This is a genomic window from Alcanivorax xiamenensis (assembly GCF_009846745.1).
Taxonomy (GTDB): Bacteria; Pseudomonadota; Gammaproteobacteria; order Pseudomonadales; family Alcanivoracaceae; genus Alloalcanivorax; species Alloalcanivorax xiamenensis.
In genome coordinates, this window is the sequence record NZ_AQPF01000008.1 from 14897 (window position 1) to 29244 (window position 14348).

Sequence of the window (14348 nt, forward strand, 5' to 3'; positions counted from 1 at the left end):
ATGCCCGTAACCATCCGCACCCTGCAGAAGTATAAACAGGAGCAACGCAAGTTCTCGGTATTGACCGCCTATGACGCGACCTTTTCCCGGCTGATCAGCGATGCCGGCGTGGAAGCCATGCTGATCGGTGATTCTCTTGGCAATGTGATCCAGGGACAGCAAAGCACCGTGCCGGTCACGCTGGAACAGATGGTGTATCACACGGAATGCGTGGCTCGCGGCAATCAGAACAGTCTGATCATCGCTGATGTACCGTTCATGGGGGCCGCCACCCTGGAACGCACCCTGGATGCCGCTACCCAATTGATGCGCGCCGGCGCCAACGTGATCAAACTGGAAGGCGGCGCCTGGCTTGAAGAAGCGGTTACCGTGCTCAAACGCAACGGCATCCCGGTCTGCGTCCATATGGGGCTGACCCCGCAATCGGTGAACGCCTTCGGCGGTTACCGGGTACAGGGCAAGGATGAAGCCGGCGCCAGGGAACTGCTGGAAGCCGCCATCACCCTGGACCGGGCCGGAACCGCCTTGTTCGTGCTGGAGTGCGTGCCACGCGGCCTAAGCGCTGAGATCACTGCCAACGTGCAGGCGCCGGTCATCGGCATCGGTGCCGCGCCGGAGTGCGATGGCCAGGTGCTGGTCTTGCACGACATGCTCGGCCTGAACCCCCGGCCGGCGCGCTTCGTCAAGGATTTCATGGCCGGCGCCGGCGACATCGCCGCCGCGGTTCGAGCCTATGATCAAGCCGTCAAGGACGGCAGCTTCCCCGCCGAGGAACACTGTTTTTGAGAGTTCCCGGCACGATCGTGCCGGGGCATCCTGTCATCGTGGAGGCATCCCAATGCATATCGCGGAAACCGTGAGCGCCACTCGCGACGCCATCGCCGCCTGGAAACGGGCAGGCGAAACCGTGGCCCTGGTCCCCACCATGGGGAACTTGCATAACGGTCATCTCAGTCTGGTGCGCGAGGCGCGCCGGCAGGCTGACCGCGTGGTGGTTTCGGTCTTCGTCAATCCGACCCAGTTCGGCCCCGGCGAGGACTATGACGCCTACCCGCGCACCCTGGACCAGGACAGCGCACTGCTGCGGGAGGAAAAGGCGGATCTGCTGTTCGTACCTGGCGTGGACGAAATGTATCCCCTGGGGGGCAACAAGACCTGGGTGTCCGTGGACGACCTGGGGGACCATTTGTGCGGTGCCAACCGACCGGGGCACTTCCGCGGTGTCACCACCGTTGTAAGCAAATTATTTAATATAGTACAACCGGATATCGCCGTCTTTGGTGAAAAGGACTTCCAGCAGTTGGCGGTGATCCGCCGCATGACCACGGAGTTGATGATGCCGATCCGCATTGTCGGTGCCCCCACCGACCGCGAGGAGGATGGCCTGGCCCGCAGTTCCCGCAATGGCTTCCTGACCGCCGCGGAACGGCCCAGGGCGGCGTTGCTGCACCAGCATCTGGAACAGGCGCGCCATGCCATCGCCGCCGGAGAAAGGGATTACCGGGCCCTGGAGGCACGCCTGGCCCGAACTCTCGGAGAACAGGGGTTCCAGGTGGATTATTTCACCGTGGCCGATGCCCATACTCTGGTCCCGGCGGGCCCACGACATCATGATCTGGTGGTCGCCGCCGCCGCCCGACTGGGGCAGCCGCGACTGATCGACAACGTGACGATTTCATTACTTAAACCCTAGATTCAGCGGCCCGGCGGCGCCTTGTATGTGACCGGTGATTCATGCATACTGCCGGCCCGCAGACAGCCTGCCAGGCCGTCCGTGGCTTGTTCAGAGAGGTACCCGATATGCAGTGCACCATGCTGAAAGCCAAGCTGCACCAGGCCCGCATTACCCACGCGGAACTGGAGTATGAAGGCTCCTGCGCCATCGATGGCAATCTGCTGGATATGGCCGGCATTCTCGAGTATGAGCAAATCCAGATCTATAACCTGGATAACGGCGAGCGTTTTGAAACTTACGCCATTCGCGCGGAAGAAGGATCCAAGATCATCTCCGTCAATGGTGCCGCCGCCCATAAAGCCCAACCTGGCCACCGCGTGATCATTTGCGCTTACGCCAGCTACGGCAGCTCAGAGTTGATTAACTTCAAGCCGCGGCTGATTTACGTCGGCGAAGGCAACGAAGTCAAAGGCTCCAGCAACGCGATCCCGGTACAAGTCGCCTGATTTTTTGCGCGCCATGCTCGCGCCCGTACCCTGATTCGCCTACGCCGGCCCCCGAGGCCGGCGTTTTTGTTTGTCCCGCTCGCGATCATCGTGCGAGAACGGCCGGCGAACCGCCATTCCCTCATCGGCCTGGCTCCAAAGTATCTCCCACCCTTGCGCCAAAAGGAGTTAGACCATAGTTTAATTCCTGTGCGTTCCTTTGCCGCGCCATAATGCGGCCGCACTTTCACCTCACCCGCCCCGTGTCATCACCAGCGCCCAAGGGCGTGTCCCGACCCGGTGCGGGTGCGGACAATGTCTAACAACAAGCCACCGGCGAGCAGTATGGAAGGAGGCCGCGATGTCCGAGCATAAAATCCACCCGGTTCCGGAGTCATTCAAGCGTCAAACCCTCATGGACCGTGACACCTATGAGCGCTGGTACGCACAATCCGTCAATGATCCGGAAACCTTCTGGGCGGACCGCGCCGGGGAGCTGCTGCATTGGCATACCCGCTGGGATACGGTCAGCGACTGGGATTTCAAGGAAGGTCGCGCGGCCTGGTTCGTCGGTGGCAAGCTGAACGCCTGCTACAACTGTGTCGATCGTCATCTGCCTCAACGCGCCGGGCAAACCGCCATCATCTGGGAAGGCGACGAACCGGACCAGGACAAACATATCAGTTACCAGGAGCTGTTCGAGCAGGTCAGCAAGCTGGGCAATGTGCTGCGCGCCCGCGGCATTAAAAAAGGGGACCGGGTCGTGATTTACATGCCCATGATCCCGGAAGCCGCCTATGCCATGCTCGCCTGTGCCCGCATCGGTGCCATCCACTCAGTGGTTTTCGGCGGCTTCTCTCCGGAAGCGCTCAAGGACCGCATCAACGATGCCGACGCCTGTGCCGTCATCACCGCCGATGAAGGCGTGCGTGGCGGCCGCACCGTGCCGCTGAAACAAAACGCCGACAAGGCGATGAATGGCCAGTCCAGCGTCCACAGCTGCGTGGTGGTGCAACGTACTGGCGGCAACGTGGACTGGAATGACAGCCGCGACCTCTGGTACCACAAGGCCATGGCGCAGGCCGACCCGCAGTGCGAACCAGAGTGGATGGACTCCGAGGATCCACTGTTCACCCTCTATACCTCCGGCTCCACCGGCAAACCGAAAGGCGTGGTGCACAGCACCGCCGGCTATTTGCTGCAAAGCGCCCTGACCCACAAATACGTATTCGATTATCACGACGGCGACATCTACTGGTGTACCGCCGACGTGGGCTGGGTCACCGGCCACAGCTATATCGTTTATGGCCCACTGGCCAATGGCGCCACCACTCTGATGTTCGAGGGCGTACCCACCTATCCGGACGCTTCCCGTTGCTGGCAAGTAGTGGACAAGCACAAGGTGAACATCTTCTACACCGCGCCCACCGCCATCCGTGCGCTGATGGGGCTCGGCGATGAGCCCGTCACCAAGACATCGCGACAGAGCCTGAAGCTGCTGGGAACGGTGGGCGAGCCGATCAACCCGGAAGCCTGGGAGTGGTACTACAAGGTGGTGGGAGAGGAGCGCTGCCCGATTGTCGACACCTGGTGGCAAACCGAGACCGGCGCCATCATGATCGCGCCCCTGCCCGGAGCCGTGGACCTCAAGCCGGGTTCCGCCACCCTGCCGATGTTTGGTGTACAACCGGCGCTGATGGACCCGGACGGCAAGGAACTGGACGGCGCCACCTCCGGCAACCTGGTGATCAAAGCAAGCTGGCCGAGCCAGATCCGCACGGTTTACGGCGATCATCAACGCATGATCGACACTTATTTCAGTGCCTACCCGGGTTACTATTTCACCGGTGACGGCGCCCGCCGCGACGAAGACGGCTATTACTGGATCACCGGCCGCGTCGACGACGTCCTGAACGTGTCAGGCCACCGCCTCGGCACCGCCGAGATCGAGTCCGCTCTGGTGCTGCACAAGAGCATCGCCGAAGCCGCCGTGGTGGGGTATCAGCACGACGTCAAAGGCCAGGGCATCTACGCCTATGTGTCCCTGATGGCCGGCGCCACCGGCAGTGAAGCGTTGATCGATGAGCTGCGCAAGCTGGTCACCGAGGAAATCGGCCCGATCGCCAAACCGGATCTGATCCACTTCGCGCCGGGGCTGCCCAAGACCCGATCCGGCAAGATCATGCGCCGTATCCTGCGTAAAATCGCCGCCGATGAGCTGGACAGCCTGGGTGACACCTCCACCCTGGCGGATCCCAGCGTGGTCGACCAACTGATCGAGACCCGCCGCAACCGCTAGGGCGAATCGATAACACCGTTAGCCTGTCTCCCGGCCCCGGTACAATAAGGGGCCGGGCTTTTTAACGGCCGGGCATGCCCGTCGCCAAGACCTTCACGGATACCTTCACGGATAGTTCAGGTACAGAATGGTCGGCGTCTTGGCGGCCTGACTGACAATGGTTTGCGCATCCCCCGTGATCACGCTGCCATCAAGACGATGCCAGCTCATGTAGGGGCTGGGTGTATTCATCAACACCATTGGATCCGCCACTTCCTGTCTCACCCGCTCGCAGCTGGAAACCACCGCGTTATCCCTGGTAGCGACACTGACGCCAACCTCGCAGGTCGCCACCGCGATTCTGCCATGGAAACGTATCTTGCCATCGCCGGCATAGCTCAGCGGCATCAGCAATGCACACAACAGGCCAACCCCCCCCGTCAACAAATGCCATCGCGGGGAACACCGTCGTGGCGATCGCCCGGCGTCACCCGCATTCCCCCTTAAAACCCGCTTGACTCGCGGTTCACCCTTTTCATTTCCCTGATTCCCCAGCGTTGCGTCCATGTCTTTCCCCTCGCTCCGTTGATTATTATCCCGTTACTGATTTCACATTTTTATAAGCGCCGACCTCGCCAGCGCCTGGCAGGCCAATCACCGCAATAATCAGTACGTTACCAGCCGTACCGGGTAACCGAAGCTCCTTCCTCCGACACGACTCCGCCTTCTTATTCCGGAATTCTTGCCGTTTTCATTTGTTCACATTCATGACTGTAATAGAAAAACAAAGAAATAAAAAACCAATATACAACCATCTTTTAAATCAAATTGGCATTAAGGAACAAACCTCTTATGCCAATAAAAAACAACTAAAGTTTTATCAGAATCTGCCGATAACTTATTTTATTAATAATTATAAAAATCCGACCTTAAAATCGGAAAGAATAGCTCGACATTTTCCACAAACAGGAAGGGAAGGTTTTTCTTTCTTGAGAAGAGAGGCGATTAAACCGCCGTCGAGTGCTGACGACGCAGCAGCAGCACCAGCGGGATGGCCGCCATATTGATCCACATGAGCAAGCGGAAATCGTTCATGTAGCTGATCTCCGCCGCTTGGCTCAGCAGAGTGTGGTATACCTGTGCGGGCACCCCGGACACCAGGTCCTTCATCGGCAATCCCTGGGCGATCCAGGCCTTCAGTTGCAGTTGCTCACCCAACTGCTGCTCGTTGATCCACAGATTGCGGGTCAACATGGCGGTCATGATCGAGATACCCACGCTGGAGCCCAGGTTACGGGACAAGGAGAACAGAGAGGTAGCCTCCGTTCTCAATGCCGGAGCCAACGTCGCATAGGTCATCGCCGATGCTGGCACGAACACCAGCCCCAGTCCGAGCCCCTGTAAGACGCCGGTCCAGATCAGATCACTCTGTGAAACCTCCAGGGTAAACCCCGCCATCTGGTGCAACGACAGACTGGTGAGACATAAACCGGTAATCACCAAAACCCGTGGATCCAGGCGGGTACGCATCAACCGTCCCACCAGCATCATCGACACCATCGACCCCAACCCCCGCGGCGCCAGCACGATTCCCGTCGTCGCGGCGGGATAATCTTTCCACTGCTGCAGGAAGGGCGGCAACAGTGCCATGGTGGCCAGCAGGATGATGCCAACCACGAAAATAAAGATCACTCCGGTGACAAAGTTACGGTCCCGAAACAAGGCCATGTCGATGAACGGCTGCTTACGGGTCAATGAGTGCACGACAAACAAATACAGGCCGGCCAGAGCCAGCACCGCTTCGATCTGAATCTCGATGCTATCGAACCATTTCAAGTGCTCACCGCGGTCCAGCATCAACTGGAAGGAACCAATCGCCAGAGCCAGCAGGGCAAAACCGGTCAGATCGAACCGGCTCTTCCGGGTTTCCGTGTCGGGGACGCTGAGCCAGATGCCAAGGTAAGCCAGCAGCCCGAATGGCAGATTGATATAGAACACCCAGCGCCAGCTGTACCACTCGGTGAGCCACCCACCCAGCGTTGGCCCGAGGATCGGCCCAACCATCACTCCCACACCCCAAATCGCCATCGCCTGACCGTGCTTTTCCACCGGGTAGGAATCCAGCAGAACAGCCTGTGACAAAGGCACCAAGGCCGCGCCGAAGATGCCCTGCAGAATGCGGAACGCCACCATCTGTTCCAACGAGGTGGACAGGCCACACAAGCCGGAAGCCACGGTAAACCCGGCCACCGACCACAAAAACACCTGACGGCGGCCGATGCGTGACGTCACGAACCCCACCGTCGGCGTCATGATGGCGCAGGCTACGATATAAGAGGTCAGGACCCAGGTGATCTGATCGGTACTGGCGGAGAGACTGCCCTGCATGTGCGGCAGGGCCACATTGGCGATAGTGGTATCGAGCACCTGCATCACCGTCGCCAGCATAATGCTGACGGTGACGAGACGCTGGTCCTCGATACGCGTCATATTATCGAGCCTGCGCGGTTTGTTGCTCCGGCTCATTACCGGTATCGATAGTGACCTCGGCGCTCATTCCGGCACGCAGGATCGGTTGACCGTCCTTGGGCTGCAGACGCAGCCGCACTGGTAGCCGCTGAACCACCTTTACCCAGTTGCCGCTGGCATTCTGCGGGGGAATCAGCGCGAACTCAGAGCCGGTGGCCGGACTCAGACTGATGACTTGCGCCTCCCACTTGACCCCCGGGAAGGTATCCACCTCCACCTCCGCCGTCTGACCGGGCACGATCCGCGTCAGCTGGGTTTCCTTGAGGTTCGCTTCCACCCACAAGGTATCGGTCTTCGACAAGGAAATGATCGGCACCGCGGCGTTAACCCGTTCCCCAATCATCGGCACCTCACCGCCAACAATGCCGGAAGCGGGGGCGATAACCTGACACTGGGACAGATCGTATTCCGCCTGCTCCAGCTTGGCGGTGGCGGCCTGATAATCCGGGTGATCTTCCACCGCCACATCCGGCCCACCCGCCAGTTGCGCCCGCAAGCTGACCAGGCGCTGTTCCGCCACGGAACCGGTGGCGCGAGCCTGGTCCAGTTTCTGGCGGGCCCCGTCCAGTTGCGCCTCGGATACCGAACTGCGCCTCATCCGCTGCAGACGTTGCAACTCACGCCGGTAATAAGACACATCGCGGTTGGCCTGGTCCCGTTCCACCATGGCCTGAGCGTAGTCTCCGCGCAAAGACAGGATACGATTGCGCACCGCCTGCTGATCCGCCCGTGCCTCGGCAACGGCGATGCGAAAGGGGCGTGGATCCACTTCCGCCAGCACCTGCCCTTTCTCCACCACCTGATTGCGTTCCACGTTCACCGCCACCAGTTGCCCGCTAACATTGGCGGCCAGGGATAACATATCGATCTTGATATAGGCATTATCCGTACTGACGTAGCGCTGGCCGCCAAAAATCAGCCACAGGATCACCACTATCGCCACCAGCAGGCCAAAGCCCATACCAAGACGGCGGGTTCGTTGCATTGAGGTCACTCTAGTCTCCCTGGTCCGGGCGATCACACAAGTTGGCACGCATGGCGGCCAGAATCCGAATGAGCATGTCGATGTCCGAGGACTCCAATCCGGCAAAAGCCCGTGCACGGGTCTGTTCGGCCAATGTCTTCAATCGTTCCAGAGCCGGCCGGGCCTGCTCCGTCAGAAACAACAGCCGGCGCCGTCGATCGGATGGATCCGGACGTCGCTCCACCAGCCCTTCCGCTTCCAGTTGGTCCAATTGACGGGTCAGCGAGATAGGGGCCAAATCCATCACCTCGGCCAGTGCGGCCTGATGCACCCCCTGCCGCCGCGACAGTTGCCAGAGCACCTGCCAACGCGCGCGGCTCAAGCCCTGCTCCCGGGCCCGGCGATCGAAGTCCCGCCGCATCATGCGCGCGACGTCGTTCAGGCTCATCCCAACCGTGGTGTCCGTTCCGCCCATGCTCACTCCTCGGATAACATCCTTATTATAAGGATGCTTATAATTCTGGCAATAGGGTCAAATGATTTGACCCATATCCGCGCCCTCACCGGAGACAGCCAAAACCAACCCCGGTAGACTGCGCACCTCGCGAGCCCCGGCGTCGAGGACAATGCAATGTTGACCAATGCGGTCGTGATATCGGTTCTGGTTCTGATGGGTCTGAGCCTGGCGCGCCTGAACGTGGTTCTGGCGCTGGTGTGCGCCGCCCTCACCGCCGGCCTGTTCAGTGGCCTGTCCCTGGATGACACCCTGGCCCTGTTCACCGAAGGGCTGGGCGGCGGCGCCCCGATTGCTCTCAGCTACGCTTTACTGGGCGCCTTCGCCGTGGGCATCGCCCGATCCGGCGTCACCGAATGGCTGGCGGCACGGCTGATCCGGCGCCTCGGCGGCACACCCGACCCCGGACAGCTGCGGCGGCTGCGCAACCTGATCATCCTGGTCCTGCTGGTTGCCGCGGTAATCAGTCAGAATCTGATCCCCGTGCACATCGCCTTCATCCCCATCCTGGTTCCGCCCCTGCTTGGGGTCATGGCCCGGCTCCGACTTGACCGGCGGCTGGCCGCCTGCGCGCTGACGTTCGGACTGATCACGCCTTACATGGTGCTGCCGGTGGGTTTTGGCAGCCTGTTTCTCTACAAACAACTGGAACCCAGCCTGGCCCAGGCGGGCCTCGATCTGGCGAAGGATCAAATCCCCCAGGCCATGCTGTTGCCAGCCGGCGGCATGGTGGCGGGTCTGTTGCTGGCACTTTGGCGATTTCGCAACCCCCGGGATTATCAGCCGGTGACCCTGCCCGGCGAAGACCATCAAGTACGGCTATCCCCACGGACGCTGGTGGTGGCGGCGCTCGCGCTGGGCAGCGCGGTGAGCCTGCAGCTGCTCACCGACTCCATTGTGCTGGGCGCGTTGGTCGGCTTTCTGCTGTTTACCGCCGGGGGCGTGGTGCCCTGGCGGGAATCCCAGGATGCCTTCACTCAGGGCGTGAAGATGATGTCCTTGATCGGTTTCATCATGATCGCCGCCAACGGCTACGCGGCGGTGGTGAAAGGGAGTGGGCAGGTACCGTTGCTGGTGGAAGCGGTTACCGGCCAATTGAGCAGCCCCGGCGTGGCGGCGGCCGGGCTGTTGCTACTGGGCTTGTTCATCACTCTCGGCATCGGCTCCTCATTCTCCACCATTCCGATTATCGCCACCTTGTATGTGCCCCTGTGTCTGGCACTGGGCTTTTCGCCCCTGGCCACCGCGGCCCTGGTGGGCAGCGCGGCGGCACTCGGAGACGCCGGCTCACCGGCCTCGGATTCAACCCTGGGCCCCACCGCGGGACTCAACGCCGACGGCCAGCATGACCATATCCGGGACACCGTGATTCCAACCTTTGTGTTCTATAACCTGCCATTACTGATGGCGGGTTGGACCGCGGCCATGGTGTTGTAACCGACGGATCAGCCCTGCACCATTTGGTCAGGTATTAAAAAAATTCATCGCGGTTTGACGGGATTTGAAATTGCCCTCCATCAGGGACAGCGGAGCTGTGTTACACCTTTGCGGGAACGTCGTGAAGCAGGTTCCGCAAAGGGAAAGGTTGTCCTGCCCACCACGAGCAAACCCGCACACCGGGATGGAGGGCACCCTCCCCTCTCTCCAGAAAGGTCCGTCGTCGTTGGAGTCCGGAACGCGGCGGTTCACTCGAAGCGGGTCCGCACGGAGGCCTTCCGGGACCCGGTTTGACAGGGACGTCAAACCGGGAGCTTACAGGGATGTATTTACAGCGACCCCGGAAGGCCTCCGTACGGACCCGTGCCCCCGATGAAGGCTCTCATTCCCGTCATTCCGCGAGGAACCAATAAAAAGGCCCGCATCCGCGGGCCTTTTTATTCTGGCTGAACTCCCGAAAGGGTGTAATTAAACGCAATCAGCCTTCTTTCGCTTCCTTCATGGACAGCTTGATGCGGCCACGCTGGTCCACGTCGAGCACTTTCACCCGGATCACATCGCCTTCTTTCACGTAGTCGGAGACTTTCTCCACACGCTCCTCGGCAATCTGGGAAATGTGCAACAACCCTTCGGTACCCGGCATGATGCGCACGAAAGCCCCGAAATCCACCACGCGGGTCACTTCGCCTTCGTAGATTTTGTCCACTTCGGCCTCGGCGGTGATCTCCTCGATGCGGCGCTGCGCTTCCAGGGCCGCTTCGCGGGTCTCGCCGTAGATCTTGATGCTGCCATCGTCCTCGATGTCGATGGTGCAGCTGGTTTCCTCGGTCAGAGCCCGAATCACCGCGCCACCTTTACCGATCACATCGCGGATTTTCTCCGAATTGATCTTCATGGTCAGCAGGGTCGGAGCATTGTCGGAAACCTGATCACGGGACACGGAGATCGCCTTGGCCATTTCGCCAAGGATATGCAGGCGGCCACGCTGAGCTTGTTCCAGCGCTTTCTCCATGATCTCTTCGGTGATGCCCTCAATCTTGATGTCCATCTGCAGGGCGGTCACGCCGCGCTCGGTACCGGCCACTTTGAAGTCCATATCGCCCAGGTGATCCTCGTCACCCAGAATATCGGACAACACCGCGAAGCGGCCGTCCTCTTCCTTCACCAGCCCCATGGCGATACCCGCCACCGGAGCACGCAACGGCACGCCGGCGTCCATCAGTGCCATGGAAGTACCACATACACTGGCCATGGAAGAGGAGCCGTTGGACTCGGTGATCTCGGAGACCACACGGATGGTGTAGGGGAATTCCTTTTCATTCGGCACCACCGCTTCCACACCGCGACGGGCGAGACGGCCGTGACCGATTTCACGGCGCTTGGGGGAGCCGATCATGCCGGTTTCACCCACGCAGTACGGAGGGAAGTTGTACTGCAGCATGAAGTGATCCTGGCGGGAGCCTTCCAGCGCATCAATCAACTGGGCATCACGCATGCCGCCCAGGGTGGCGGTAACGATGGCCTGGGTTTCACCACGGGTAAACAGAGCGGAACCATGGGTTTTCTTGAGTACACCGACTTTACAGTCGATGGCACGAACCTGGTCCAGGGCGCGGCCGTCGATGCGTGATTTGCCGGACAACACGCCCTCCCGCACCACGCTTTTCTCGATCTTGCCAAACAGGCTTTTAACTTCACCGGCGTCCGGGCTGTTTTCATCTTCGGTGACGAACTCGGCCACACAGGCATCACGCAACTCACCCACCTTGGTGTAGCGCGCCTGCTTCTCGGTGATGGTGTAAGCCTCGGTGAGAGCGCCTGCGTATTTGGCTTTGATCGCGGCTTTCAGCTCGGCATTTTCCGCCGGTGCCTGCCATTCCCAAGCAGGGGTGCCCACTTCCTGGGCAAATGCCTGGATGCCCTGGATAACGGTTTGCATTTCCTGGTGGCCGTAAAGCACGGCGCCCAGCATCTGGTCCTCGCTCAGCTCCTGGGCTTCGGACTCCACCATCAGCACGGCCGGCTCGGTACCCGCCACTACCAGATTAAGCAGGGAATCCTCCAACTCGGAATAGCCGGGGTTGAGCAGATACATACCGTCCTTGAAGCCTACCCGGGCGGCACCGATCGGGCCGTTGAACGGAATACCGGAAATCGCCAGAGCGGCGGAGGTGCCGATCATGGCGGCAATGTCCGGGTCCCGGTTCTTGTCGGAGGACATCACGGTGGCAACGATTTGCACTTCGTTCATGAAACCGTTGGGGAACAGCGGCCGGATCGGGCGATCGATCAGTCGGCAGGTGAGGGTTTCCTTCTCACTGGGACGCCCTTCACGCTTGAGGAAGCCACCAGGAATACGGCCGGTGGAATAGGTTTTTTCCTGGTAGTTCACGGTCAGCGGGAAAAAGCCTTTTCCGGGATCCGCTTCCTTCTTGCCCACCACGGTCACCAGGACCTGGGTGTCACCGATGGTGACCATAACGGCGGCGGTGGCCTGACGGGCGATTTGCCCGGTTTCCAGCACCACGGTATCCGCGCCGTATTGAATCTCTTTGCGCACAATATTGAACATATCTCTCGTCTCTTCTCTTCACTCTTCCATCAGTCTTTGCCAAGGCATCATAACCCCGGCTCCGTGGGCGCCATAGCCTCTGTTCACCATGGATCGTCCCGGCATTCGTTGCTGCTTTTTCAGTACGCCAAAAACAACAGAAGCCCGGCATGGCCGAGCTTCCGTCGTGAATCGAACATAACCAGGGCTTAGCGACGCAGCCCCAGACGCTCGATCAACTGCAGGTAGCGGCTACGATCCTTGCCAGCCAGGTAATCCAGCAGCTTACGGCGCTGGTTAACCATGCGGATCAGACCACGACGGCTGTGGTGGTCCTTGTTATGGGCCTTGAAGTGACCCTGCAGCTGGTTGATGTTCTCGGTCAGCAGGGCAACCTGCACTTCCGGGGAACCGGAGTCCCCTTCCTTACGACCGAATTCCTTCAGGATTTCCGCTTTCTTTTCGACGCTCAAAGCCATTTTTACACTCCAATATGCAACATTAGTCACGGTCAGCCACGCATATTTATAGCTGCCGTCCCGTTTCACGACCCCTCTGGGTCACTCCGATACCAGACGACGAGGCGCTATCCGCCCGTCCTCCAGTACTTCTCCGACTCCCAGGAACTGCTCCGTGGAAGCCTGATAAAGACTCACCCAGCCCTCGGCCGGGCGATCACTGGCCATCACTGGCTGACCCTGGCGCAGATAATACGCCGCATTGTCACCCAGATTGACGCGCGGCCAGTCTGCCACGCTGGTGGATAAAGGCAAGAGCAAATCGTCAATTGCCTCGAATCCTCCCTGCTCCTTGAGCAGCCCCAGCTGCTCGAGGGTGATCATCCGCTCCTCGGGATACGGGCCGGCGGACAGGCGCCGCAGTGCAATCACATGAGCGCCGCAGCCAAGCGCCGCACCCAGGTCCTCCACCAGGGAACGCACATAAGTGCCCTTGGAACAGGCCACCTCGAACGTCAGGTCCTCGCCTTCCAGGCGCGCCCCGCGAATTTCGTGGATGGTCACCTTGCGCGGCTCACGCTCAACGGTGATACCTTCCCGCGCCAGCTTATACAGCGGCGTGCCATTGTGCTTGATCGCCGAATACATACTCGGCACCTGCTCGATCTCGCCAAGGAAGCGGTCCAGCGCGGTCAGCACCTGAGCCTCGGTGACCGATACCGGACGGGTTTCCAGCACCTCACCGTCGGCGTCACCGGTTTCCGTGGTCACACCAAGGCGAGCGGTGACCCGGTAGCGCTTGTCCGCGTCGAGCAGAAACTGGCTGAATTTGGTCGCCTCACCGAAGCACACCGGCAACATACCGGTAGCGAGCGGATCCAGGCTGCCGGTGTGCCCTGCCTTGGCCGCGGCGAACATACGCTTGGCCATTTGCAAGGCCCCGTTGCTGGTCACGCCATCGGTCTTATCCAACAACAAAATGCCATTCAGAGGGCGGCCTCCGCGGCGTCGTTTTCCCACCGTCTTATGCTCCGAGATCAATCGTGGTCTTGGTCTTCCTGATCCGGGCTTTGTGCCCGGTCCTCCGCCCGCGCCTCATCGATCAGCCGCGACAGGTGTGATGCCTTTTCGGGGGTCAGGTCGTAATGGAAACGCAACCGGGGCGTGGTGCGGGTATTCAGGGTCTGGGCCAGAGCACTGCGCAGGAAACCGGCGGCGCCGCCCAATACGGCTTCGGCCTCGGTTCCGGCGTCCGCATCCTGCCCCAGCAATGTGAAGTACACATCGGCGTAGGACAGGTCACGGGAAACCCGGACATCCTGAATCGTCACCAGGTCCACACGCGGGTCCTTCATCTCAAAGCGCAGGACCCGGGCCAGTTCGCGCTGAATCTGGTCAGCAATACGGTCCGTGCGCTGGAAACCTTGGGGACGGCGATGACGACTCATAGTGCGGGC

13 protein-coding genes are annotated in these 14348 nt (G+C 60.3%); 5 read left to right on the forward strand and 8 right to left on the reverse strand.

The genetic code is table 11. The annotated features are described in order from the left end of the window. The 4 genes from panB (at position 1) to acs (ending at position 4459) form a co-directional block, all read left to right on the forward strand. Positions 1-786: a 3-methyl-2-oxobutanoate hydroxymethyltransferase gene (gene panB, locus A6D6_RS07355; protein WP_133490206.1), complete on the forward strand. Its 786-nt coding sequence runs from the start codon at positions 1-3 to the stop codon at positions 784-786. A gap of 52 nt (positions 787-838) precedes the next feature. Continuing rightward, complete coding sequence (gene panC / locus A6D6_RS07360; protein WP_133490205.1) at positions 839-1693, forward strand: pantoate--beta-alanine ligase; 855 nt, start codon at positions 839-841, stop codon at positions 1691-1693. Between the two features lie 107 nt (positions 1694-1800). Next, entirely contained in the window at positions 1801-2181 is a 381-nt protein-coding gene (gene panD / locus A6D6_RS07365; protein WP_014996160.1) for an aspartate 1-decarboxylase, read from the forward strand. Positions 2182-2521: 340 nt separating this feature from the next. Further along, positions 2522-4459: an acetate--CoA ligase gene (gene acs, locus A6D6_RS07370; protein WP_159660358.1), complete on the forward strand. Its 1938-nt coding sequence runs from the start codon at positions 2522-2524 to the stop codon at positions 4457-4459. Between the two features lie 105 nt (positions 4460-4564). On the opposite strand, the gene A6D6_RS07375 is transcribed toward acs, so the two are convergent. The 4 genes from A6D6_RS07375 to A6D6_RS07390 form a co-directional block, all read right to left on the reverse strand. Then, the gene (locus A6D6_RS07375; protein ID WP_133490203.1) at positions 4565-4846 is read right to left on the reverse strand and encodes a hypothetical protein; all 282 of its coding nucleotides are present in this window, start codon (positions 4844-4846) and stop codon (positions 4565-4567) included. 597 nt (positions 4847-5443) lie between these two features. After that, positions 5444-6928 carry a DHA2 family efflux MFS transporter permease subunit gene (locus A6D6_RS07380; protein WP_133490202.1) on the reverse strand — a complete coding sequence of 495 codons (1485 nt, stop codon included), beginning with the start codon at positions 6926-6928 and terminating at the stop codon, positions 5444-5446. A gap of 1 nt (position 6929) precedes the next feature. Continuing rightward, positions 6930-7952, reverse strand: a complete 1023-nt coding sequence (locus tag A6D6_RS07385; protein WP_236564022.1) for an HlyD family secretion protein — start codon at positions 7950-7952, stop codon at positions 6930-6932. 10 nt (positions 7953-7962) lie between these two features. Then, positions 7963-8406 carry a MarR family winged helix-turn-helix transcriptional regulator gene (locus tag A6D6_RS07390; RefSeq protein ID WP_236564023.1) on the reverse strand — a complete coding sequence of 148 codons (444 nt, stop codon included), beginning with the start codon at positions 8404-8406 and terminating at the stop codon, positions 7963-7965. 156 nt (positions 8407-8562) lie between these two features. Here A6D6_RS07390 and A6D6_RS07395 point away from each other — a divergent pair, with 156 nt between their 5' ends. Further along, positions 8563-9882 (forward strand): Na+/H+ antiporter family protein, encoded by a 1320-nt coding sequence (locus tag A6D6_RS07395; protein WP_159660360.1) that lies wholly within the window; start codon positions 8563-8565, stop codon positions 9880-9882. 478 nt (positions 9883-10360) lie between these two features. Here A6D6_RS07395 and pnp read toward each other — a convergent pair whose 3' ends face one another. From pnp to rbfA, 4 genes are all read right to left on the reverse strand, one after another. Next, complete coding sequence (pnp, locus tag A6D6_RS07400) at positions 10361-12454, reverse strand: polyribonucleotide nucleotidyltransferase (RefSeq protein ID WP_159660361.1); 2094 nt, start codon at positions 12452-12454, stop codon at positions 10361-10363. A 188-nt stretch (positions 12455-12642) separates the two neighbouring features. Continuing rightward, positions 12643-12912, reverse strand: a complete 270-nt coding sequence (gene rpsO, locus A6D6_RS07405; protein ID WP_014996168.1) for a 30S ribosomal protein S15 — start codon at positions 12910-12912, stop codon at positions 12643-12645. 81 nt (positions 12913-12993) lie between these two features. After that, positions 12994-13911, reverse strand: a complete 918-nt coding sequence (gene truB, locus A6D6_RS07410; protein WP_133490198.1) for a tRNA pseudouridine(55) synthase TruB — start codon at positions 13909-13911, stop codon at positions 12994-12996. 17 nt (positions 13912-13928) lie between these two features. Further along, entirely contained in the window at positions 13929-14339 is a 411-nt protein-coding gene (rbfA, locus tag A6D6_RS07415; RefSeq protein ID WP_133490197.1) for a 30S ribosome-binding factor RbfA, read from the reverse strand. Positions 14340-14348: the final 9 nt, after the last annotated feature.

Bases quoted from the DNA above. Each gene is read 5' to 3' on its own strand.
- panB (WP_133490206.1), top strand. From the start codon at position 1: ATGCCCGTAACCATCCGCACCCTGCAGAAGTATAAACAGGAGCAACGC.
- panC (WP_133490205.1), top strand. From the start codon at position 839: ATGCATATCGCGGAAACCGTGAGCGCCACTCGCGACGCCATCGCCGCC.
- panD (WP_014996160.1), top strand. From the start codon at position 1,801: ATGCAGTGCACCATGCTGAAAGCCAAGCTGCACCAGGCCCGCATTACC.
- acs (WP_159660358.1), top strand. From the start codon at position 2,522: ATGTCCGAGCATAAAATCCACCCGGTTCCGGAGTCATTCAAGCGTCAA.
- A6D6_RS07375 (WP_133490203.1), bottom strand. From the start codon at position 4,846: ATGCCGCTGAGCTATGCCGGCGATGGCAAGATACGTTTCCATGGCAGA.
- A6D6_RS07380 (WP_133490202.1), bottom strand. From the start codon at position 6,928: ATGACGCGTATCGAGGACCAGCGTCTCGTCACCGTCAGCATTATGCTG.
- A6D6_RS07385 (WP_236564022.1), bottom strand. From the start codon at position 7,952: ATGCAACGAACCCGCCGTCTTGGTATGGGCTTTGGCCTGCTGGTGGCG.
- A6D6_RS07390 (WP_236564023.1), bottom strand. From the start codon at position 8,406: ATGGGCGGAACGGACACCACGGTTGGGATGAGCCTGAACGACGTCGCG.
- A6D6_RS07395 (WP_159660360.1), top strand. From the start codon at position 8,563: ATGTTGACCAATGCGGTCGTGATATCGGTTCTGGTTCTGATGGGTCTG.
- pnp (WP_159660361.1), bottom strand. From the start codon at position 12,454: ATGTTCAATATTGTGCGCAAAGAGATTCAATACGGCGCGGATACCGTG.
- rpsO (WP_014996168.1), bottom strand. From the start codon at position 12,912: ATGGCTTTGAGCGTCGAAAAGAAAGCGGAAATCCTGAAGGAATTCGGT.
- rbfA (WP_133490197.1), bottom strand. From the start codon at position 14,339: ATGAGTCGTCATCGCCGTCCCCAAGGTTTCCAGCGCACGGACCGTATT.